Annotated in this window: 15 protein-coding genes; 7 read left to right on the top strand and 8 right to left on the bottom strand. The window is 59.4% G+C overall.

From position 1 onward, the window contains the following. Positions 1-183: 183 nt before the first annotated feature. Together ACODR9_RS16435 and ACODR9_RS16430 are read left to right on the top strand one after the other, a co-directional pair. Positions 184-1,383 (top strand): NnrS family protein, encoded by a 1,200-nt coding sequence (locus tag ACODR9_RS16435; RefSeq protein ID WP_488810481.1) that lies wholly within the window; start codon positions 184-186, stop codon positions 1,381-1,383. Between the two features lie 96 nt (positions 1,384-1,479). Then, positions 1,480-1,821: an FKBP-type peptidyl-prolyl cis-trans isomerase gene (locus tag ACODR9_RS16430; RefSeq protein WP_488810480.1), complete on the top strand. Its 342-nt coding sequence runs from the start codon at positions 1,480-1,482 to the stop codon at positions 1,819-1,821. Here the strand turns inward: ACODR9_RS16430 and ACODR9_RS16425 are convergent. The 4 genes from ACODR9_RS16425 to ACODR9_RS16410 form a co-directional block, all read right to left on the bottom strand. Then, positions 1,818-3,476 (bottom strand): tetratricopeptide repeat protein, encoded by a 1,659-nt coding sequence (locus ACODR9_RS16425; protein ID WP_488810479.1) that lies wholly within the window; start codon positions 3,474-3,476, stop codon positions 1,818-1,820. The genes ACODR9_RS16430 and ACODR9_RS16425 overlap by 4 nt on opposite strands. A gap of 96 nt (positions 3,477-3,572) precedes the next feature. Continuing rightward, positions 3,573-5,375 carry a DUF1302 domain-containing protein gene (locus ACODR9_RS16420; protein ID WP_488810478.1) on the bottom strand — a complete coding sequence of 601 codons (1,803 nt, stop codon included), beginning with the start codon at positions 5,373-5,375 and terminating at the stop codon, positions 3,573-3,575. 266 nt (positions 5,376-5,641) lie between these two features. After that, on the bottom strand, positions 5,642-6,874 hold the full coding sequence (locus ACODR9_RS16415; RefSeq protein ID WP_488810477.1) for an MFS transporter: 1,233 nt from the start codon (positions 6,872-6,874) through the stop codon (positions 5,642-5,644). Between the two features lie 143 nt (positions 6,875-7,017). Beyond that, the gene (locus ACODR9_RS16410) at positions 7,018-7,896 is read right to left on the bottom strand and encodes a LysR family transcriptional regulator (protein ID WP_488810476.1); all 879 of its coding nucleotides are present in this window, start codon (positions 7,894-7,896) and stop codon (positions 7,018-7,020) included. Positions 7,897-7,980: 84 nt separating this feature from the next. Here ACODR9_RS16410 and ACODR9_RS16405 point away from each other — a divergent pair, with 84 nt between their 5' ends. Next, the gene (locus tag ACODR9_RS16405; RefSeq protein WP_488810475.1) at positions 7,981-8,883 is read left to right on the top strand and encodes a DMT family transporter; all 903 of its coding nucleotides are present in this window, start codon (positions 7,981-7,983) and stop codon (positions 8,881-8,883) included. Here the strand turns inward: ACODR9_RS16405 and ACODR9_RS16400 are convergent. Beyond that, positions 8,880-10,115 (bottom strand): EAL domain-containing response regulator, encoded by a 1,236-nt coding sequence (locus tag ACODR9_RS16400; RefSeq protein ID WP_488810474.1) that lies wholly within the window; start codon positions 10,113-10,115, stop codon positions 8,880-8,882. The genes ACODR9_RS16405 and ACODR9_RS16400 overlap by 4 nt on opposite strands. A 199-nt stretch (positions 10,116-10,314) precedes the next feature. Between ACODR9_RS16400 and ACODR9_RS16395 the strand changes: the two genes are divergently transcribed. Then, positions 10,315-10,941: a response regulator gene (locus ACODR9_RS16395; RefSeq protein ID WP_488810473.1), complete on the top strand. Its 627-nt coding sequence runs from the start codon at positions 10,315-10,317 to the stop codon at positions 10,939-10,941. 97 nt (positions 10,942-11,038) lie between these two features. Here the strand turns inward: ACODR9_RS16395 and ACODR9_RS16390 are convergent, their stop codons facing one another. Both ACODR9_RS16390 and ACODR9_RS16385 read right to left on the bottom strand, forming a co-directional pair. Continuing rightward, a complete protein-coding gene (locus ACODR9_RS16390) occupies positions 11,039-13,906 on the bottom strand; it encodes an adenosylcobalamin-dependent ribonucleoside-diphosphate reductase (RefSeq protein ID WP_488810472.1) in 2,868 nt (955 codons plus the stop codon). Between the two features lie 233 nt (positions 13,907-14,139). Continuing rightward, positions 14,140-17,472 (bottom strand): DUF748 domain-containing protein, encoded by a 3,333-nt coding sequence (locus ACODR9_RS16385; RefSeq protein ID WP_488810471.1) that lies wholly within the window; start codon positions 17,470-17,472, stop codon positions 14,140-14,142. 160 nt (positions 17,473-17,632) lie between these two features. On the opposite strand from ACODR9_RS16385, the gene earP reads away from it, so the two are divergent. The 3 genes from earP to ACODR9_RS16370 all read left to right on the top strand — a co-directional run bounded on the left by earP (position 17,633) and on the right by ACODR9_RS16370 (position 20,056). After that, positions 17,633-18,790, top strand: coding sequence for an elongation factor P maturation arginine rhamnosyltransferase EarP (earP, locus tag ACODR9_RS16380; RefSeq protein WP_488810470.1), 1,158 nt, complete (start codon positions 17,633-17,635; stop codon positions 18,788-18,790). Between the two features lie 57 nt (positions 18,791-18,847). After that, a complete protein-coding gene (gene efp, locus ACODR9_RS16375; protein ID WP_488810469.1) occupies positions 18,848-19,411 on the top strand; it encodes an elongation factor P in 564 nt (187 codons plus the stop codon). A 102-nt stretch (positions 19,412-19,513) separates the two neighbouring features. Then, the gene (locus ACODR9_RS16370; RefSeq protein ID WP_488810468.1) at positions 19,514-20,056 is read left to right on the top strand and encodes a DinB family protein; all 543 of its coding nucleotides are present in this window, start codon (positions 19,514-19,516) and stop codon (positions 20,054-20,056) included. A 50-nt stretch (positions 20,057-20,106) separates the two neighbouring features. On the opposite strand, the gene zapE is transcribed toward ACODR9_RS16370, so the two are convergent. Continuing rightward, a complete protein-coding gene (zapE, locus tag ACODR9_RS16365; protein WP_488810467.1) occupies positions 20,107-21,270 on the bottom strand; it encodes a cell division protein ZapE in 1,164 nt (387 codons plus the stop codon). Between the last annotated feature and the right edge of the window lie 224 nt (positions 21,271-21,494).

Here is a 21,494-nt window from a genome sequence, read left to right as displayed (position 1 = left end):
ACCCCTGGTTATCCGCACAGGTGGGCCTTGACCCAGCAGCCCTGCGCTATTTTGTTTGCGTCCACCAGTCAGTCTGCCCTGCCGCCGCCCCCTGTCGGCAAGGCTGATTGTCTTGACGCGAATCATTCCCATCCTGATGTCCGACTGGCCATACTGGGCCATCACCACCCAATCGAGCTTGCCATGAACACCCAGCCCCTCCCTCCCCCACTGCTGCGTGCGCCGCACCGCATTGCCTTCCTGTTTGGCATGCTGCTGGCGCTATTGCTGTTTGCCGCCTGGTTTGCCGAGCTGGCCTCGCGCCTGGGTAGCCATCCCATCCTGCCGGCAGTTCCGGCGGTGATGGCACATGGTTTCCTGATGCTGTACGGCATCTTTCCCTTTTTCATGACCGGCTTCATTTTTACTGCCGGTCCGCGCTGGCTGGGCGTGCCGGCACCTTCGCGCCTGCGCTACCTCAGCGTGCCGGCATTGCTGGCCAGCGGCCTGTTGCTGTGGCTGGCCGGCCTTGGGTTGGGCCAGCGCTGGCTGCAGACGGGACAGTTGCTGTACAGCGCTGGCTTTCTCGGGCTGACGCTGACCTTTGCCCAACTGATATTGCGTAGCCAGCAAGCCAACCGCCTGCATGCCTGGATGGTGCTGTGCGGCTTCGTACTGGGTCTGGCAGGCTTATTGGCTGGACTCTACTGGCTTTACAGCGGTAATGCTGGCGGCTGGCTGCTGATGCGCGACCTAGCCTTGTGGGGTTTTCTGCTGCCGGTATTCCTGACCGTCTGCCACCGCATGCTGCCCTTCTTCACCGTGAGCGCCATGCCCGAGATTCCAGCCTGGAAGCCAGACTGGCTGCTGTGGGCGCTGCTGGCTGGCAGCTGGCTGCATGGCCTGCTGTCCATACTGGGTGTCACCACCCTGCCCGCTGACCTGCCCTTCTGCCTGCTGCTGGCTTACACCAGCTGGCGCTGGCAGGGCTGGCGTACCCTGCAGGTAAAACTGCTGGGCATGTTGCACCTGTCCTTTGCCTGGTTGCCGCTCGCCTTTCTGCTGTTCAGCCTGGCCGACGTGCTGCCTGCCAATACACTGGGGCTGGCTCCATTGCATGCGGTCACCACCGGCTTTTTCATCAGCATGGTGATTGCCTTTGTATCGCGGGTATCGCTGGGTCACGCCGGGCAGCCCTTGCAAGCCCCCGCCTGGTTGTGGCGTCTGTATCTGGCCGTACATTGTATGGCCGTGCTGCGGGTGGCCACCGACTGCCTGCCAGCGAGCTGGGCCGCCGGCCTGTATGCACTGACGGCCATCAGCTGCCTGCTGTTATTGCTGTACTGGAGCCTGCGTTTTATCCGGCTCTACCTGAAAGCACGCAGCGACGGTCAACCGGGCTAGTGCATCTTGCTTCACCAGCAGGCAGCGGGCGGATAAAATGCCGCCACGGTGGCTGCGGTGGCGGCCTGATACACAAATGAACCGGAAAATGAACAGATGGACCAGCAACTGAAAATCGAAGACCTGTGCATCGGTGATGGCAAGGAAGTGGTGCGTGGTGCGCTGATTACCACCCACTACACTGGCTGGCTGGAAGATGGCAGCCAGTTTGACTCATCCCATGACAAGGGCCGCCCCTTCCAGTGCGTGATTGGCACCGGACGGGTGATCAAGGGCTGGGATATCGGCCTGATGGGCATGAAAGTGGGCGGCAAGCGCAAGCTGTGGGTGCCGTCCCAATTGGCCTACGGCGAACGCCAGATCGGCACGCGCATTCCGCCGCACTCCAATTTGCTGTTTGAAATAGAAGTGCTGGAAGTCCTTAGCCGCGACGACTAGGCCAACACAGCGGCTTGCGCAGCCACTTGCTCCAGAACGCTGCGCCAGTCGCCCGGTGCGGGCTGGCGAAACAAGCGCATGCTGGCATACCACGGGCTGTCGTCCCGCCCCAGTCCCCAACGGAAATCCGGGTTGAACGGCAACAACAGCCAGCACGGCTTGCCCAGTGCGCCAGCCAGATGGGCCACCGAGGTATCCACGCTGATGACCAGATCCATCTGACTGATCAGCCCGGCCGTGTCCTGCATGGTGGCCAGCTGTACGGCATGGTCGATGATGCCGGCAGCCGCCAGTTGCGCCGGTGCTTCGCGGTACTCGCGCTGCAGGCTGTGCCACTCCACATCCAGTTGCCATAATGCGGACAGTGCGTCCAGCGCCAGGCTGCGCTTGCGATCGTTAAGATGCCGTGCCGAGCCAGACCACACCACGCCGATACGTAGCCGTTTTTTCTCCCCCAGCAAGGCAGCCCAATGCTGTCGGTCAGCCTTATCCACCGCCAGATAGCCTGCGGCAGCCGGGATATTGTCCAGCGTCGTACCCATGCGCAAGGGCAGCGACATGATGGGACAATGCAGGTCAAACGTTGGCAGCGCCTCACGCTGGGTAAACACCTGCGCCTCCGGTAGCAACTGGCTGGCCAGCCCGGCGACTGCCGGGTTGAGCAGGATCAGCACCCGGGCTCCGGCTTGCTGTAGTTGCGGCAGATAACGCAGCATCTGGATGGCATCGCCCAGCCCTTGCTCCTGATGCAGCAGCAGGGTTTTACCTTCCAGGCCTTCACCCTGCCATTCGGGCTGGGAAAAGTGCTGCAGGCCGGAACGCTGGCATAGCTGCTTATCCAGTTTGCGCGCTTCGTAATCCTGCCAGCCCCGGAGGTAGTCACCTTGCCGCAGCAACAGCAACGAGCGGTCATAGCGAGCCAGGGCATCAGACGGCGCATGTGCCAGCGCCTTGTCCAGCAGTGCATGGGCAGTGGTGATGTCACCACGCTCAGCCAGCAAGTTGGATTTGCAGCACAAGGCAGGAATGTCAGCCGGCTGCCTTTGCAACACGGCTTCCAGCCGTTGCAGGGCTTGCTGTTCCTGACCCAGACGACATTCCACATTGGCCAGATTGACCTGGGCTTCAACCAGTTGCGGCCTGATGGCAATGGCGCGCTCCAGCAAGGGTTGTGCCTGCATGATTTCGCCGTCACTGGCCAACTGCGCGGCCAGGTTTACCAGCGCATCGCTATTGCGTGGGTCCAGCCGAATGGCGTTGGCAAAATCCGCACGGGCGCGCGCGGGCTGACCCAGCAATACCAGTACATTGCCACGGTTGCTATAGGCTTCGGCCAGCCCTGGGCTGAGGGCAATGGCGCGGTCGAAATCCTGCAGCGCTTGCGGTAGTTGTTGCTGGTTTTTCAACAGAATGCCACGGTTGACATAGGCCTCGGCCAAATCCGGTGCCAGCGCAATGGCACGGTTGAAATAGGTGAGCGCCCCCTTGAGCTGTGCCAGTTGCACCAGCGCCAGCCCCAGCAGGAAATTGACTTCCGGGCTGTCGGGAAAGGCTTTCAATACACGACTCAAACCGTCGCGGGCGGCGGCTGGCTGGCCTTGCTGCAACTGCTGCATGGCCTGGTTGATCGTGTTGAGCGCGCGTTGTTGGTTCATGGCATCAGGACAATCAGAAGGAGTCGGAAGGATGACGCTGGGCAAACTGGCCGCAAGTGTAAGCGGCTATAGGGGCACAGGCAATGCCGGTGCTGACTACAGGCGCATGCCCAAGCCCAGTGCCACCAGGCTGCGATCGCGCAGCACATTGTAATCGCCACCGCCGGTTTTCAGATAACTCAGATCCAGCTGGTAATCGCGCCTTACATGCAGCGCCAGACTCAACATGGTGGTAAAGCGCCCTTGGGAAAACTGGCCATCATAGGAATAGCCGCGCACATCCTGCCCCAGAGTCAGTGCCGGGGTAAGCGTCAAATCCGACCAGGGTGTGGCATATCGGCTCTCCAGCCGCACCCGCACGGCCCAGGCATTGCTGGTGATGAAACCATCGATCCGGCAGCTAGCCGCATCCCCGCTGCAACTGGGGTAAGCCTGGCTGGCGGCCATGCCCCAGCCCGCACGGCCATAGCGCATGACCGACGGGTCTGGCAGGGCAAACACATGCTTCAGCCCCAGCTCGGCCGAGGCTTTGAAGTCGCCCCCGGCAACCTTGCCCAGCGGTCGTGTCGCCCCCAGACTCAGGCTCATGACCTGAAAGCGGTCATACCCCTCGGCAGAAGCACCTGCTGGCAGATTGTACAAGCGTGCCAGCGGCCCTCGCCCCAACAGCAGGCCATTGAAGAAGTCCGACCCGTTCCAGGCCAGGGGCTGGTCCGGGATATAGCCCAGCTCGGCATAGGCAGCGGTCTGGTCGGGCAGCCGGGTGGCAAAATTCAGCACAAACAAATGCAGATTGGCGGGATAGCTACGGTAATACTGGCTGCTTATCCCGGTAGCCTTGGCCAGGCCAGCATTGGCCAGCAAGGGTGTCAGCACGCCGGCGCTATTGTGCTGCACGCCGGTGTAGCCGATCTTGCTGTCGATATTGGCGGCGTAAAAACCGAATTTGCCCACCCCATCCAGCAAATAGTGCACGCCGCCACCATATTGCCCGCCGGATGGCAGCCGGTCGGTACTGCGACTGACGTAATCCAGCGCATTGCTGGCTGACTGGGCATCGCTGGTGCTGATGTTGCGGTGGGCCATTGCCGACAGCAAGGCACCATTCAGGGTGAGCTGATTGCAGCCCGGCTGTACGTAATCGCCAGTGGAATAAAATGTACCGCAACCGGGATAGACATTGGGGGTGAAGGCAAACTGGTAAAAGCCATCCAGGCTAAGTTGCTCGCTCAGGTTCAGCTTGGCGTAGACGGCCCAGTCCGGAATACCCGCCTCGGCCGATACCGAACTGGCGCGGCTAAGCGCGGCATAGTCAATCCCATTTACCTGCGACAGCATGCCGCTGGAGGTGGGGCTGCCCCAGGGAATGCTCAGCCTGCCGGCACGCAGTTGCACGGGATAGCCCGCCAGATGAGTCGTGCCGTATACATAAGCATCATCCAGCACCGCATTGCCAAAACGTCCCAGCGGTACAAAGCCAGCGTCGCTCAGCGCGGCACCAGACTGGTAATGATTGGCCACATTGCCATGCAGTACCGATTGCTGTGCCAAGGTGTAGTCATACCAGGCCTTGCCTGCCAGACGCACACCCAGGCCCTGATATTGCAAATCCGCCTGCAGATAGCTTTCAATGGCAGTCGATACTGCGTCCCCACGGCGGTAGTTAAGGTCACCATCGTTCAGGGTATTCATTGAGGCAGTACTGGTGAGCGCAGGGTCCGGATTGGCGGCCCGGATTACCGTCCCCAGCCCCAGCCAGCCGCGCATGGACAAGGTGGCGGCACCCAGCTCCTGTTCGCTGGCAGACCCCAGCTCTGGCTTGATGGTGGTAATGCCATTGCTGACCTCAGCGGCAGCCAGTGGCAAACCATGTACAGTCAGCCCGGCCCCAATCAACATCAGCAACTGGCTCCGACTTGCCCACGACCTTGTCCGCCGTGTCATCCGGTTTTTGTTTTGCATGCTCGTTATGCTTATGCCCAGTATTCTGTCAGAAACATCCGGCATGCCATGTCAACCGTACCGGAGCCCCTCAGCCACCGTACGACAATATGCCGGACCAACCGGGCATTCTAACGTCTGCAAGCAAACCACAACCAGCACAGGCAGATTAAATTTCATCGCCGCCTAGCCACAAGAAACAAATGGATATCCGCGCAACGGTTTCAGGAGGATGCCGCTGCCATTGCCCCCTGCGGCTGCCCCTGTACCCGTCCCACCCACCACAAGGCCACACTTACCAGCGCAACCGCACACCAGCCATTGCTGCCATAGCCGATGATCTGCCCGTTACTGCCGCTGCTGAGCAGCAAGCCCCCAAGCCAGGCACCGCAGCCATTGCCCAGCGACTGAATCGCACTGTTGACACTGAGAAACGCACCCCGGTTTTGCGCTTGCGGTACCGTGGTCAACAAAGCCTGCATCGGAATCATGCGGCCGGACAGGGCCACCATGAATACCGGGAAAAACGCCACGATGGCGACAAAGGGCAAATCAGGCAGATGAGTGACAAACAGCACCGGCAGCATGGAAAACACCGCCATGATGCGAAACAACTGGTGCTTGCCATAGCGGTCGGCCAATCTGCCAATGCGTCGTGAAGTAAAGAAGGTGGCAGCACCGCCTGCCATGTAGATCCAGGCAATCTGTTGCGGCGCGATGCCATGATTGGCTACCAGCACCGGCGAGATGAAGGGGATCACCATCATGTGCGACACCAGCATGAGAAAGGTCAGCCCGAACGCCCGGATATGCAGCGGATTGCTCAGCAAACTCCACAAAGCGGGCAGAACCTGACGCAGCGGCGGCGGCGCCACCTGCAGATGCAGCCGCAGCGAGGGCACCAATACCAGCGCCGCCAGCCAGATCAGCACTGACAGCACCGCCAGCAGGTAAAACGGCGATGACCAGCCCAGGTGCGCCCCCAGCACGATGCCGGCTGGAACCCCGGCAATGGCCGCCAGCGAAAAGGCCGTCATGATGGTGCCGGTAGCTGCACCACGGCGGGAAACCGGAATGATGTCACTGACAATTGCCATAATGATGGATGCCAGCACGCCGCCACTCAGGCCGGCAAAGGCACGCGCCAGCAGCAGCATGTGAAAGTTACTGGCCAAGGCGCAAACCAGGTTGGAGGCGGCAAACAGGCCATAGATCACCAGCAGCAGACGGCGACGGTCAAAGCGGTCTATATAGGTAGCGGCAAACAGGCCGGACAGGCCGGAACACCAAGAATAGGCCGATACTGCCGTGGCAAACGCAGCCGGGCTGATCGCAAAGGCGCGCATGATTTGCGGCCCCAGCGGCATCATCACCATGAAATCCATGATGATGGTGAACTGGGTCAGCGCCAGCAGCCACAGTAGGCCGCGCTCGCGGGAGGGGCTGGGTTCAGCCATGGGCAACTCCTTGCAGGCATGTAGCCACCGGACAGGGCAGCTGCACACATATTAATTGACAATATCACCGATAAAATATGCAGGAAATGATTGATATTGTCAACCTTACAAACACCCATGCGCTCGCACATGCCCGGCATTGATCAGCCTGCTTGCCCTCGCCTTTGCAGAGTCTGCCGAATCATTTCCTGCATCACGTCACAGGCACGGGCTCCCTGGGAATGCAGGCTACGGATCAGCGCCACCTGCAAAGGCGGCAAAGCGGGCAGCCCCTGCTCCATCCCCAACACCTGAATACCCGGTGGCAGACTGCATGCGGTCAACACGGCAACTGCCATACCGCTGTGCACTGCCGCCAGCTGCCCGGCCACGCTGGGGCTGCTGTACACCACACGCCAGGCACGCTGCCTGGCTTCTACCGCATCCAGCACGGCACTGCGCGCCCGGCTGCCCAGTTCGTACAGGGCAATCGGTAGCGGGTCGCGCAGCCAGGCTGCATGCCGGCTGTCGCCCACCCAGACCATGGTTTCGTCAAACAGGTACTCCCCCCGATCCGGCTCATCCCGGCTGACCAGGGCCAGATCAAGCTCGCCGCTGTCCACCTTGCGGATCAGGGCCGTCGATTGCTCACAGACCAGATTGATTTCCACCGCAGGAAAGCGCCCCACATAATCGCGCAAGACATTGCCCAGATAGGCAACAGCGTAATCCTCCGGCACCCCCAGCCGCAATGGCCCGCTAACCTGAGCGCCATGCAGGGTCTCCAGCGCGGCGGCATGCGCGGCCAGCACCCGGCGCGCATGCGGTAGCAGCTCGGCCCCGGCTGCAGTCAGTGCCAGCCCGCGCGGATTGCGTAACATCAGCACGCCCCCTGCAGCCTGCTCCAGCTTTTTCAGCTGCATGCTGACTGCCGACTGTGAGCGGTGTACCTGGCCGGCGGCTGCACTGAGCGAGCCGGCATCCACCACGGCAACAAAAGCGCGTAGCCAATCCAGTTGCAAGTCCTGCATGGTCATTGCCATCCACATCATCATTCGAAAATCGAATGATTAACATATCATAAATTCGCTTTACCGAAGCAAGCAGCCGCCCCGATGATTTCTGCCATGAAAGACACCAGCATCTTGCACCTGGCCAGCGCTGCCGGGGAGCACAAACAGGATCGCGGCAGCCGGAGCATGGTGCTGGCCGGTTTGCTATTGGGCACGCTGGGCATCTTCGTGACCGAAGCCAATCAGCCTCCGCTGCTGACCGTGCTGATGCGCTGCCTGTTTGGGGGTATTGCGCTGCTAGGCTGGGGAGCCTGCAGCGGCAAGCTGGGCGAGCTGCGCTTGCGCGGCAGATCGCTGCTGGCCGTCTTGCTGGCCAGCTTGTTGATGGTGAGCAACTGGGGGCTGTTTTTTGCCGCCATCCCCCTCACCTCCATCGGACTGGCTACCGTGCTGTTTCACCTGCAGCCCTTCTGGGTCATGCTGTACGGCAGCCTGCTGCTGGGTGAAAAGCTGTCGCGCCAGCATCTGCTGGCCGCGATCACCGCCCTGATCGGCCTGGGGCTGGCCTGCGGGTTGGCAGGACTGCGCAGCGAGGGCTTGCCGGATGGCTTTCTGAGCGGCGTACTGATGTGCATCGGCGGGTCACTGGCCTATGCCGGATTGCCCATCATTGCCAAAAGTCAGCCAGGCATCAGTTCATTTGCCCTTGCTTGGTGGCAATGTGCCGTGGGCGTGGTATTGACGACCTGGTGGCCCTTGCTGCATGGCTGGCCGGCTACCGCAGCCAGTTGGGCCTGGCTGGCAGGGCTGGGCAGCCTGCATACCGGCCTTGCCTACGCCCTGCTTTACAGTGGCATGAGCCGGGTTTCCACCAGCCGTTTTGCCGTACTGCAGTTTGTCTATCCGGTAACAGCCATTGTGGTGGACTGGCTGATCTATCAGCATGCGCTGGATGGCTGGCAACTGGCGGGCATTGGCCTGATGGGGCTGGCATTGTGGTCGCTGCGGCGTTTTTAGGACAAGGCTTGCGGCAAGAACAGCGGATTGCGAATAAAGCCTGGCAAGCGGCCCCGCGCCATGGGCTCGGCCAGCAGAAAACCCTGTACCAGATCAACATGCAATTGCTTGACCAGATCAAAATCCTGGCGCCGACTGACACCTTCCACTACAACGGAGACATGCTGGTTTTGCAGCATGCGCACAGCAAAGCCCAGTAGTTTCTCTGCCGCAGGATCTCCGGCAGCCTGATGGACCAGCGTGCGGTCTATCTTGACTGAATTGGCCGGTATTTCCCGCAAATGATGGAAACCGGAATAACCGGCACCAAAATCATCCAGTGCCAGATTAAACCCCATTACCCGCAAACGAATGGCATTTTCCAGAGAACAGCTCAGATTATCCAGCGGCTGGGTTTCCGTTAATTCCAATGTAATTCTGGCCGGAGAAAGATGAGCCGCCCGGAGTATGGCATTGAGTTTATCCGGCATATCCGGCCTGTCGAATTCTTTTACATTGATATTGACAGCCACCCCCAGTTTTAATGCAGGAAACTCGGTATCCCACTCGCAGCAATCCCGCACCGAATGTTCCAGCATGGTACAAAGCAACTCCTCGCCCAGGCCGGTTTCATCAATGCGGGGCAGAAACAGCGCCGGTGCGATCAGGCCGTGTACCGGGTGCTGCCAGCGCGCCAGCGCCTCTACCGAAACCGTTTCCATGGTCTGCGGGTCGATCTTGGGCTGGTACCAGGGCAGAATCTGACCGGCACGCATGGCATCACGCAGCTCCTGACGGCTGAAAGCATAATGTCTGGTAGCGGCAGTCTCGGGCTTGTCGGCAAGCAGGTTGATACAGGCTTGCAGCAGGGGTTTGAGCTGATCAGCCGACACTGGTTTTTCCAGGCTACCCAGAACGGGTAATTCATGATGACCGCCAAAGCGGGACACGCTGTGCAGAATATCCCCGGCCTGTGCGCTGCACAAAACCAGTTGGGGAACATGCTCCAGCCTGCGCATGTGGCGCATCAGCTGGATACCATCCAGCCTGGGCATGTCCAGATCGCAAATCATCAAGTCATAGCGGCGCGATTCCAGCAGTGACAGTGCCTGATAGCCATCCTCCGCCTCGTCAATCAGGCTCGCTCCAGCTTGTCGAAGCAGCTCATGCAATGCCATGCGCTGAATGGCGTGATCTTCGACAATCAATATCCGCAATGGAAAAACATCTCTCTGCAATAATCGACTAGTCATTAAAAATACCCGAAATCATAAAACTTGGTTTTTTATAAGCGTTACATTATCCTTACCTAGATACTGAATACTGATAGGAAAATTCTGATTGAATACTAGATTTTTCTTATGACTTTTTTAAAGAAACACATTTACTCTCCTTCGGTCGAATGCTAGAAAAATATTACTTCTAAAATCCATAATATTCCGGAGATTCACCATGAAAAGCGCCATCATTGTCGATGACCACCCAGCCATCTGTCTGGCGGTCCGCTCTGTACTGGAAAAGTCGGGACGATACGCAATCATCGGCGAAACCGACAATGGCCAGTCCGTCATCGAGCTGGTCAGGGAACACAAGGTCGACCTGATCATCATCGATCTCAATATCCCGCGCATCAGTGGCCTGGAGTTGATCAAGCGCATCAAGGGGCAGCATCCTGGCATCAAGCTGCTGGTTCTCTCAGCCCAGGACGAAATGGTGTATGCCTCGCGCTCCATGCAGGCTGGAGCGGATGGTTTTGTCAGCAAGAGCAAGGATTTGAATGCCATCCTGTCGGCATCGGATGCCATCATGGCCGGCTACAGCTTCTTCCCGCGCGATGTGGTATCCGGAGCCAAGCTCAATGTAGAAAGCCAGGTGGACAGCCGTATTGAGAAACTGTCTGACCGTGAGCTGGCCGTACTGCAGCATCTGGCGCAGGGGCTGTCCAACAAGGACATTGCCGACCGGCTGTTCATCAGCAACAAAACCGTCAGCACCTACAAGGTGAACATTTTCGAGAAACTGGGTATTTCAAATGTGGTGGACCTGACCGACTTTGCCCGCACCAACAAGCTGGTCTGAATTTCAGCTTCGGTTTTCCAGCCAGAGCCCATCAGTTGCAAGCACCATGAAAAACGCCGGCCACATGGACCGGCGTTGTGCAGCTGGCTAATACCGTTCAGCCACACGCCCCCACATGACCGCAGGCGGTGCAGAATTCGCAGCCGTCCTTCTTGATCAGTGCGTGGTTGCCACACTCCGGGCAGGGTTTGCCGGACAGGGGCTTGAGTGCGGATTGGGCGGCGGTTTCCGGGCTGAACAGATCGCTCTGCTCCGGCACCATCACCCCCATTTCCTCCAGCGGCACGCCGTCCTGGGTCAATACGCCCAGCATGGCGTAGCGGTGAATCATCAGCTGCGCCATATAGGCCACGGTGGATGGCCAGCTTTGCGATTTTTCCTGGCCCGGAATGCGGGCAAAGAAGTCGCCTTGTGGTTCGGCATAGCTCAGCAGCTTGCGCAGTTTCATGCCGATCCAGGCCGGGTCGATCACCCGCATGTCCAGCGACAGCATCTTGCACAGGCCGTCCAGCTCGCGCGGGTAGTTGCCAGCCAGCCACACTGAGTACGGACGGCGCTGGCCATGAGGTAGCACCAGCTCTTTCAGGAAGAGTACAAAATCGTCACCGGTCTGCGGATTGGCCACATCCACCGACCAGCTCATGGTGCCGTCGGTGCCGGATTTGGGTTCCTTGCGGGCAAACAGTGCATCCATCACCGGGGTGGGTTCGTGCTGCTCGGCGGTCAGCGCGCCCAGCTGTTCCACGCGGTGACGCACCACCTGACCCAGCGCAGCGGCTGCCGAGGTGGCATACACGGTGCGCTCGCCCAGCTCAAACACATAGCGCTTGTCACCATTGGTGTGCGACAGCGCCTCCAGCTTGGCCGACAGCCAGGCGTGGTCACGGCAGCGCATGTCCATGGACAAGGTTTTGGCAATGGCACCCAGGCCGCGCTGTTCTTCGGTGGCATTCACCCAGCACTCAAACGGGGTGATGCGGCCGTTTTCCACATGGCCCACCACCACGGCAAAGTCGCCAGCAGGGCCTTCCACCATATAGGTCCAGGACGGGTTGCCTTCTTTCAGCTTGGGGCGGTTCGGCCATTTCAGGCTGGCCAAGGCCGGGCTGGGCGCGGTATTCAGGGTGATGCGGCGATCCGGATCACCATCCTGGCTGGCGGACAGGTCTTGCGGGGCTTCCTTGGCGGTTTCCTTGGCCGGCTCGATGGACAATACCGAACCGAGCACGCTGTTGGGACGGTAGGTGGTAATGCCTTTCAGGCCATTGCGCCAGGCTTCCAGGTACAGGCTTTCAAAATCGGCAAACGGGTAATCAGCCGGTACGTTCACCGTTTTGGAGATGGCGGTGTCGATATACGGTGCCACAGCGGCCACCATGCGCATGTGATCCAGCGCGCTCATTTCCAGTGCCGAAACAAAGTAGTCCGGCAATGCCTGGGTATCGCCACCTTGCATGCGGTACACACGATAGGCGTGGTCTTCCACCAGGTATTCCTGGGTCGTGCCATCGGCCATGCGCTTTTTGCGAGTGTAGAACCAGGAGAACGGCGGTTCGATGCCGTTACTGGCGTTATCGGCAAAGGCCAGCGAAATGGTGCCGGTGGGGGCAATGGACAGCAGGTGCGAATTGCGGATGCCGTGTTTGCGGATACGGGCCTTGATGCTGTCCGGCAGGCGGCTGGCGCAGTGCGGCTCGGCCAGATACTTGTCGGCATCAAACAGCGGGAAAGCACCCTTTTCGATAGCCAGATCAACGGAGGCGTCGTAGGCAGCATCGCGCATGGCTTCAGAAATACGGGCGGCAAAACGGCGGCCTTCTTCGCTGTCGTAGCGAATCTTCAGCATGATCAGTGCATCACCCAGGCCGGTAAAGCCCAGGCCGACACGACGCTTGGACTGCGCTTCGCGTTCTTGCTCCTTCAGCGGCCATACCGTCAGGTCCAGCACATTGTCCAGCATGCGGATGGACATGCGTACCACGCTCTCGAAGGCCTTGAAATCAAAGCTGGGCTTGGCCCCAAACGGTTGGCGCACATATTTGGTGAGGTTGACCGAACCCAGATCGCAGCAACCGTAATCCGGCAGCGGTTGTTCGCCGCAGGGGTTGGTGGATTCGATTACCTCGCAATAGGACAGGTTGTTGTCCTGATTGATCTTGGACATGAACAGCACGCCCGGCTCGGCGTGGTCATAGGTGGAAGCCATGATCTGTTGCCACAGATCGCGTGCCGGAATGGTGCGATATACCCACAAGCCATCGCCACGCTGGTAGTGACCGGGGAAGGCATCGGTGGCGGGCTCCACACTGTGGGTCAGTTCCCAGTCGGCACCGGCCTCTACTGCGCGCATGAAGTCATCCGACACGCCAACCGAAATATTGAAGTTGCGCAGATCGCCCTTGTCCTTGGCGTGGATAAAGTCTTCCACGTCCGGGTGGCTGACATCCAGCACCCCCATCTGTGCACCACGGCGGGCACCGGCTGACTCCACGGTTTCGCAGCTGCGGTCGAACACACGCATATATGATACCGGCCCGGAAGCGCGACTGTTGGTGCCCTTCACCCGCGCGCCCTTGGGGCGGATACGCGAGAAGTTGTAACCGACACCACCACCACGGCGCATGGTTTCGGCCGCCTGCAACAGGGCTTCGTAAATACCCACTTTGCCACGGGAAGGTTCGGATACCGAATCGCCCACTGGCTGGACAAAGCAGTTGATCAAGGTGGCGCGCAGCTCGGTACCGGCTGCGGAGTTGATGCGACCACCGGGAATGAAGCCATTGTCCAGTGCCTGGAAGAACAGCGGCTCGAAACGGGCCGGGTCCTGCTCCAGCGCCGCCAGTGCGCGCGCAACACGCTGTCTGACTTCACCGACGCTCTGTTCATCACCTTTGGCATACTTTTCCAGCAATACCTCGCGCGAGATATCCTGCTCCAGCATGACGGCACTGTTTTCACGCTTCATTCCGGCCTCTCGATTTCCTGAAATTTTTGAGAATTTTCCCTACTTCTGCAGCCTTGCCATTTCGGCAATCCATGCACTTTACGCCTGTTCGCCAGGCAATGCACACCTTGACACGCGCCCAGGAGGGTGTATCAGGCAAGCGGGGAAAGCCACAACATCTGGCAAAAGAAAACGGCGTATTACACTATATGTAGTTACGCCGTTTATTGATGGACATCAAGCCATTTCAGGAACTATTTGCTGGATAGCTTGATTCCCAGTGCCACGCCGTCCCGTTCCGCGCGGGTTTTGGCCGGTTCACCCAAAGTCAGGCGATCGGCCAGCGTGTTGTCAATTCGCATCATCACCTTGCGGGCATTTTCTGCCCGTTGCCGCGCCAGCAGGAGTAAGGCGGCATCGTCCACTTTCTGGGCTGCAATCAGTTCGCTGCGCAGCTGTTTGGCCAGCGCAGCACCCGATGGACCACCAGGGTTAAGGGTGCGGGACATCAGTTTGAGCCGGCCCAAATCATGCACATAGACGGTCTTGATGGCATCCAGCATGGCCGGGTCGGCCAGATCCGGCACCGGCAGCGGCTCACCAGGCAGCAGACTGCGCCCAGCCGCCTGCAGAATTGCGCTATCGACACGTGCCCGCGCCAGCTCCTTGCTGTCCACCGCCGGATCGTAGCTGCCAGCCATCTGCAGCTGCATCTTGGGCCGCTTGGCCATCACACCGGCCACCTTTTCCAGCTTCTCGCGTTCCGGAGGAGCCACGCTGGCCTCGCCTGGAATGAAGTACACGCTGTCAAAGCCTTCGCCGCCCAGCAACGCGCCCAGCGCACGGAACGGGGCGGTGACCACCTTGGTTACTACATTCACCAGCGCCTTCCACACAATCTGGCCATAGCTGAATTGCGGGTCGTCCAGGCTGCCGGATACAGGCAGGTCAAGATCGATCTTGCCATCACTGTCTTCCAGCAAGGCCACGGCCAAACGCAGTGGCAGGTGGGTACCCTTGTAGTCTGGCACCTCGTCGCCCAGCTGGATGGTGTTGATTACCACCCGGTTTTGCCCCTTCATCTGGCGGTGATCCAGCAGATAGTGCAGGTCTACCGTCAGACGGCCGTCATTGATGCGCCAGCCGGCAAAGGTGGTGGCATAGGGGTTGAGATTGTTCAGCGGAATATTGCGGAAGGACAGCGTGACATCGGTATTGTCAGTCACCGCCATCGGTGCCAGCGCGCCGCGTACCCGCACATCACCGTACTGGTCGACATCGCCATCCAGCGTGATGGTGCCAGTACGCCCCGGACGGGTGGACAGGCCCTGAATCGAGCCGCGCAGATGGTGCATCTGGGTGGCAAAGTTCGGGTTCATGCTCTGGTCGGCAAACTGTACCTTGCTACGATTCAGATGGATGCTGCGGATTTCCACCGGCGGTATCGTGCTGGCCTTCGCTGGCGCGACTGACGTGGCCGACGGCGGATTAGCCGCAGGCTTGGACGCAAAAATACGCTGCCAGTTGAGCTGGCGCTGGGCATCCAGAATCAGCCGCGCCGACAAGGCTTCCAGCTGAATGTCCTGCACCGCCACGCTCAACGGCACCGCTGGGCTGCCTTGCGCCTTGATGCCGTTGACCTTGAGATTGTTCCAACCCAATAGCGGCAGTTTCTGACCCGGCTCCATGATGGCCAGGCTGCTGATGCCGGCAATACCGGCCACTTTCCAGCCCTTGCTGGCTGATTCCACATCCAGCGCCGTACTCAACAGGCCACCACGCAGTCGCAGCGGCGTCGTGGACAGGCCGTAAGGTGCAAATGGAGCCAGCGGCAAGGCCGAGGCATTGATCCGCCCCTTGACAGCAGCCGTTGCCGGATCCAGTTGCAATGCTGCCTGCAACTGGCCGTTCTCCAGCTTGCCATCCAGCGTAACGGCCAATTGTTGCGGATCGACACTTTCCACCCGGGCATTGAGTGCCCGCAGGCTGGCCGTTACCGGGCGCGACAGGGTGTAGTCATTCCAGCTGATTTCGCCATCGCTCAGCGTCAGCGTGGGGTAATGCAGCTGCCAGCCCGGCTTGCCCTGTTGCACGGCAGGTTTGGCAGGTGTGGCCGCCGGCTTGCCGCTGGCAAACAACTGCGCCAGATTCAGCTGCCCCTGCTTGTTGCGCTCCACCGCCACCCGCAGGCCTTGCAGTTCCACGGCACCGGGTTCAAGCAATTGCCCCTGCTGCACGATGCGCGAGGGCTGCACACTCAGCTTGGCCAGGGTGATTTTCTCTGGCTGGGCAGCATTGCCCAGCTTGATATCGGCCAGCTCACCAGCCAGCTTGTCCACGCTGAAACCATGCTTGGGGTCCAGTGCGAAGCGGGCATGCAGCAGCGGCAACGATGCCCCCAGTTGCAGTGGAGTGGCAAACCCGGCATCCGTAAAGCGGTACTGCCAGTTGGCCAGCTTGATGTCTTCCACCTTCACCTGCCAGGGCGACGGTGCCGATGCTTTCTGACCAGCCTGATCAGGCTTGGGCGGGGTGGTGTCGCTTGCTGCGGGTAGCGCAGCCAGCCAGTCGATACTGCCGTTCTGCGCCCGCATGGCTTCCAGACTGCCTCCCTCCAGCGCAATCTGCTGCATGCTCAGCTGCTTACCTTGCAGGTCAAAATGCCCACCCCTGAGCGTGAGCAGAGGCAAGGCAAAGCGGTGCTGGGTACCGGGGGCCTGCATCTGCAGGCCTTTGAGTTCGGCACTGAAAGGGCTGATTTGCAACTGCGGCGACTTGCCTTTCAGGTCAAACTGGTAACTGGCCTGCACCGACAGCGTGCCTTGCGGCTTGGCAATATTGAAGTAGGGCTTGACGTAGTCCCACACGCTGGCCAGGGTAAAACCGCGAATGGTGGCCTCACCGCTGGATTGCAAGGGCTGCAATTGCAGGCTGCCCTTCCAGTCCAGTTGGGTGCCATCACCCAGCGCAGCATGCAGTCGATAGCCACCGGCCTCCGGCAAGGTGGAAACATCAGTCAGCGCCAGATTCAGCGGCGACACCCGGAAATTGTCGTCACCGGCCAGCCTATCCTGGAACAGGACCTGGCCATTACGGATATTCATGGCCTGCAACAGGAACTTGGTCGGGCCGCTGTCCTCTTTCTTGGCTTGGGCCGGACCGCTGGCATCACGGATGAAGCGCGCCCAGTTCCACTGCCCTTGCGCATCGCGCTGCACCCATACCTGTGGCGCATCGACGCTGAACTCCGACAGCTGCCAACGCCCCAGCAGCAAGGCCGAGGGGTCCAGATTCACATACACCCGGTCTGCCGCAAACAAGGGGCTGCCCTTGCCCTCGGCCAGCTTGAGCTGACGTATTTCCACGGCCATGCGCCAGGGATTGATCGACACTTCACCCAGGCTCAGTGTGCGGCCGATACCTGTCGCCCATTTGGCCGCCTGACGCTGGACGATACCCGGCGCAATAGCAGCCAGAAACCCCCACAGCAACAGCAGCATGGCGGCAATGCCCGCCAGCCAGCGCCGCCAGCGTGCAGGTCGACGTGAAGAAGGTGGTTTCCCGGTACTCTGATCAGTTGCGCTCATGACAATCTTCTTTTGACAGCATTTTTTCATTTTAACGACTTTATCCAACAGTGTTAGTTACATGTTGTTAGCAAGCTTGTCCTGCAGCCCGCCTGGCATCTTCCTCACACGGTCATCCTGCCGTGCTATGCTGCGCCAGCCATCCTTAAGCCAGCATGCCATGCCACATTCCACACCTCCGAACTGGGATATTTTCTGCACCGTCATCGACAACTACGGTGATATCGGCGTTGCCTGGCGACTGGCACGTCGACTGACGCATGACTTCGGCTACGCGGTACGGCTGTGGGTGGACGACCTGAACAGCTTCAGCCGCATTGCCCCGCTGCTAGAGCCAGGCACGGCCAGCCAGGAGCTGGAAGGCATCCGCATTTGCCAGTGGCGTGAGGATGACGCTTTTGTCGACTACCAGCCGGCGCAGGTGGTGATAGAGGCGTTTGGCTGCCGCCTTCCCGACGCGGTGGAACAAGCCATGGCCCGGGCTGACATCAAGCCGGTCTGGATCAATCTGGAATACCTGTCGGCAGAAGACTGGGTGGAAGGCTGCCACGGCATGGCATCCCCTCACCCGCGTCTGCCGCTGACTAAATACTTTTTCTTTCCCGGCTTTACCGACCACACCGGCGGCCTGCTGTGTGAGGACGGTCTGATCGAAACCCGACAGCAGTGGCAACAGGACAGCCTGGCGCAGCGTGCCTTCTGGCAAATGTTCGATATCCCGGAGAAGCAGCCAGAGGAATGGCGCGTCAGCCTGTTTGCCTATGAAAACCCGGCCGCACGCGAATTGCTGGCCTACTGGACAGAAAACCCGATGCCGGTGCACTGCATGGTGCCGGAGGGCAAGATTCTGGCCGATGTAGAAGCGGTACTTGGCCAGCCGCTGCGCGCAGGCCAGCACCTCAGCCGTGGTGCACTGACCGTGCACGTGTTGCCGATGACGGATCAGGACAGCTATGACCTGACCTTGTGGTCTTGCGATATCAACTTTGTACGCGGCGAAGACAGTTTCGTGCGTGCGCAATGGGCAGGCAGACCCTTCATCTGGCATATCTACCCTCAGGAAGATGCCGCGCATAAGGTGAAGCTTGATGCCTTTTTGTCACACTACTGTCGAGGTATTGACGCAGAAACCGCCAGTGCGCTACAGGCAGCCAGCCATGCCTGGAACCATGGCCAGGGCATGCTGCCTGCCTGGCAGGCATTGGAAAAGCATCTGCCGCAGTGGCACCAGCACAGCCGCAGCTGGCCGGACAAACTGCTGCACGCGGGAGACTTGGGGATGCGGCTGGTGCAATTCATACAAAACCGGCTAAAATAGCCCGTTTTTCGGAAACCGTTTTCCGAGTTCAATCAAGAGTTTGGGACTTTACACGTAATGAAAACCGCACAAGAACTCCGCGCTGGCAACGTATTCATGGTAGGCAACGACCCGATGGTCGTGCAAAAAGCTGAATTCAGCAAATCCGGCCGTAACGCTTCCGTCGTAAAGATGAAGATGAAGAACCTGCTGACTGGCGCCGGCTCCGAAGCCGTTTACCGCGCTGACGACAAGTTCGATGTCGTGGTTCTGGACCGCAAGGATTGCACCTATTCCTACTTTGCTGACCCGATGTATGTGTTCATGGACAGCGAATTCAACCAGTACGAAGTAGAAGCCGACAACCTGGGCGACACCATCAACTACATCGTTGACGGCATGGAAGACATTTGCCAGGTTACCTTCTACGATGGCAAGGCCATCTCCGTTGAACTGCCGACCACCGTGGTTCGCGAAGTGGAATACACCGAGCCGGCCGTACGTGGCGACACCTCGGGCAAGGTTCTGAAGCCGGCCAAGCTGGTTGGCACCACCTTCGAAGTACAGGTTCCGGCCTTCGTTGTTACCGGCGAAAAAATCGAAATCGACAGCCGCACTGGCGAATTCAAGAAGCGCGCCTGATCGCCTTCCTGATGCTGTAGAAAAAGCGGCCCATGGGCCGCTTTTGTTTTACCTGTCATTCCAGCAAAGGCTGCGTTATCGTGGTGTTTTCAGGAGCAGACCATGAACCGACTCAGCCAGCTTGCCCTGCAAGCCCGCTACAACCAGTGGATGAACGACAAGCTTTACCAGGCTGCCGCCCGCCTGCCTCCCGAGGCCATCACACGCAATATGGGTGCGTTTTTCGGCTCCCTGCTAGGCACGCTTAACCATATCGTGGTGGCCGATACCCTGTGGCTACAGCGCTATCGCCAGCACCCGGCAGGCTTTGCTGCCTTGCAAGCGCTGCAAGACATGGCAGTACCCAGCGCACTAGACGGCTTGCTGTTTGACAATCTGGCCGCACTCAGCACGCGCCGCCAGCTGCTGGACGATGTCATCATCGCACTATGCGACACGCTGCAAGAAGCCGATCTGGAACACACCCTGGCCTATCACAACACCCGTGGCGTGGCGCAATGCAAAAATTTCTACGCCCTGCTGCTGCACTTCTTCAACCACCAGACCCACCACCGTGGCCAGGCCACTACCCTGCTCTCCCAGCTGGGTGAGGATGTTGGTGTGACCGATCTGATCAGCCTCATCGACGATATTCCGCCAGCCTGATCGCCAAATGGCCAGACAATGTCTGGCCATGAACGGTAAAGCACGGTGCTTCAGATCACCACGCCCGGCGGCGGCTGGTCGTGCGTCTGGCCAGCGCTCTGGTGCGGCAGTTCCAGATAACTCTTGGATTGCATCTCGGTCAGCCGGCTGGCAGTACGGAAAAACTCGCTGGCCTGCACGCCGTCGGTATAAATATCGTCGATAGCTACCGCCGCAGAGGCAATCAGCTTCACCCGATTGTCGTAAAACACATCCACCAGCCAGGTAAAGCGGCGGGCAATGGAAGCATCCTTGGCCATCAGCTTGGGAATGCCGCTGATGAACACGGTATGGAATTCGGTGGCGATTTCCAGATAGTCGGTCTGGGCACGCGGACCATCGCAAATGGCGAAAAAATCAAACCAGATGATGCCCGGCGCCAGCTTCTTCACCGGAATCTGCCGACCCAGCACTTCGATTTCCTGCTTGGCAATCAAGGCCTCGCTGCTCAGGCGGGTAAACATGCCTTCCATGCGCGCCTCGGCAGCTGCGTCGTCCGGCACCATAAACAAGGGCTCGCGGGTCAGCTCGCGCAGGCGGTAATCATTGCCGCCATCCACATTCAGCACATTCAGCTCGCGCTTGATCAAGTCAATCGTCGGCAGGAAGTTCTGTCGCTGCAAGCCATTGGGATAAAGATTATCCGGCGGATAATTGGAAGTGGCCACCAGCACGACGCCACGCTCAAACAAGGCACTGAGCAGGCGGCCCAGCATCATGGCATCCGCAATGTCGCTGACATGAAATTCGTCAAAACACAGCAGCCGGGTTTCGCGGGCAATCTTGTCGGCATAGGCCAGCAAGGGGTCCTTGCTACCAGCCAGCAGACGCAGCTCACGGTGCACCTCAGCCATAAAATTGTGAAAGTGAATGCGCCGCTTGCGACGGTAAGGCACGCAGGCATAGAAGGCATCCATCAGAAAACTCTTGCCGCGCCCCACCCCGCCCCAGAAATACAGGCCGCGCGGCACATCCGGGCTGCGCAGGCTGCGCCCCAGAAAACGGTTGCGCTTATCCTTGAACTCCAGCAACTGATACCACAGTGCATCAAGTTCTTCGATGGCAGCCGCCTGTGCTGCGTCATGAATGAAACCGGGCTTTTCACTGGCGGCCTGATACCAGGCCTTAGGGCTGGTCAGGACGTTGCCATCCGGGGAAAAGGTATGCTGAGACATGATGTGTGCTGTTCTGTTGTTGGTGTTGTGGCGCAGGTGAGCACCGGCGCAAAGAAGCCATACCGTGGGCCCTGCCCGTCCGGCGATTAATAGCGCATGATAACCCGAATCGACGCGCTGCCGGTTAAGTGAAGAACGGTAGCGGACCGGCAGTTGCCATCATTCATCCCTGACAATTAGACCGGACATCCCAATCTGGCTGTTAGCAATCTCGCCAGACATTC

Source organism: Aquitalea sp. FG25 (assembly GCF_057809375.1).
The sequence above is the reverse complement of the archived record's forward strand: the minus strand, read 5'-3'. Positions and strand labels throughout refer to the sequence as shown.

Coding starts and splice junctions, on each gene's coding strand:
- ACODR9_RS16390 (WP_488810472.1), bottom strand. CDS start 13,906: ATGAAGCGTGAAAACAGTGCCGTCATGCTGGAGCAGGATATCTCGCGC.
- earP (WP_488810470.1), top strand. CDS start 17,633: ATGCCACATTCCACACCTCCGAACTGGGATATTTTCTGCACCGTCATC.
- ACODR9_RS16420 (WP_488810478.1), bottom strand. CDS start 5,375: ATGTTGATTGGGGCCGGGCTGACTGTACATGGTTTGCCACTGGCTGCC.
- ACODR9_RS16430 (WP_488810480.1), top strand. CDS start 1,480: ATGGACCAGCAACTGAAAATCGAAGACCTGTGCATCGGTGATGGCAAG.
- ACODR9_RS16395 (WP_488810473.1), top strand. CDS start 10,315: ATGAAAAGCGCCATCATTGTCGATGACCACCCAGCCATCTGTCTGGCG.
- ACODR9_RS16370 (WP_488810468.1), top strand. CDS start 19,514: ATGAACCGACTCAGCCAGCTTGCCCTGCAAGCCCGCTACAACCAGTGG.
- ACODR9_RS16415 (WP_488810477.1), bottom strand. CDS start 6,874: ATGGCTGAACCCAGCCCCTCCCGCGAGCGCGGCCTACTGTGGCTGCTG.
- ACODR9_RS16425 (WP_488810479.1), bottom strand. CDS start 3,476: ATGAACCAACAACGCGCGCTCAACACGATCAACCAGGCCATGCAGCAG.
- ACODR9_RS16410 (WP_488810476.1), bottom strand. CDS start 7,896: ATGGCAATGACCATGCAGGACTTGCAACTGGATTGGCTACGCGCTTTT.
- ACODR9_RS16435 (WP_488810481.1), top strand. CDS start 184: ATGAACACCCAGCCCCTCCCTCCCCCACTGCTGCGTGCGCCGCACCGC.
- ACODR9_RS16400 (WP_488810474.1), bottom strand. CDS start 10,115: ATGACTAGTCGATTATTGCAGAGAGATGTTTTTCCATTGCGGATATTG.
- zapE (WP_488810467.1), bottom strand. CDS start 21,270: ATGTCTCAGCATACCTTTTCCCCGGATGGCAACGTCCTGACCAGCCCT.
- efp (WP_488810469.1), top strand. CDS start 18,848: ATGAAAACCGCACAAGAACTCCGCGCTGGCAACGTATTCATGGTAGGC.
- ACODR9_RS16385 (WP_488810471.1), bottom strand. CDS start 17,472: ATGAGCGCAACTGATCAGAGTACCGGGAAACCACCTTCTTCACGTCGA.
- ACODR9_RS16405 (WP_488810475.1), top strand. CDS start 7,981: ATGAAAGACACCAGCATCTTGCACCTGGCCAGCGCTGCCGGGGAGCAC.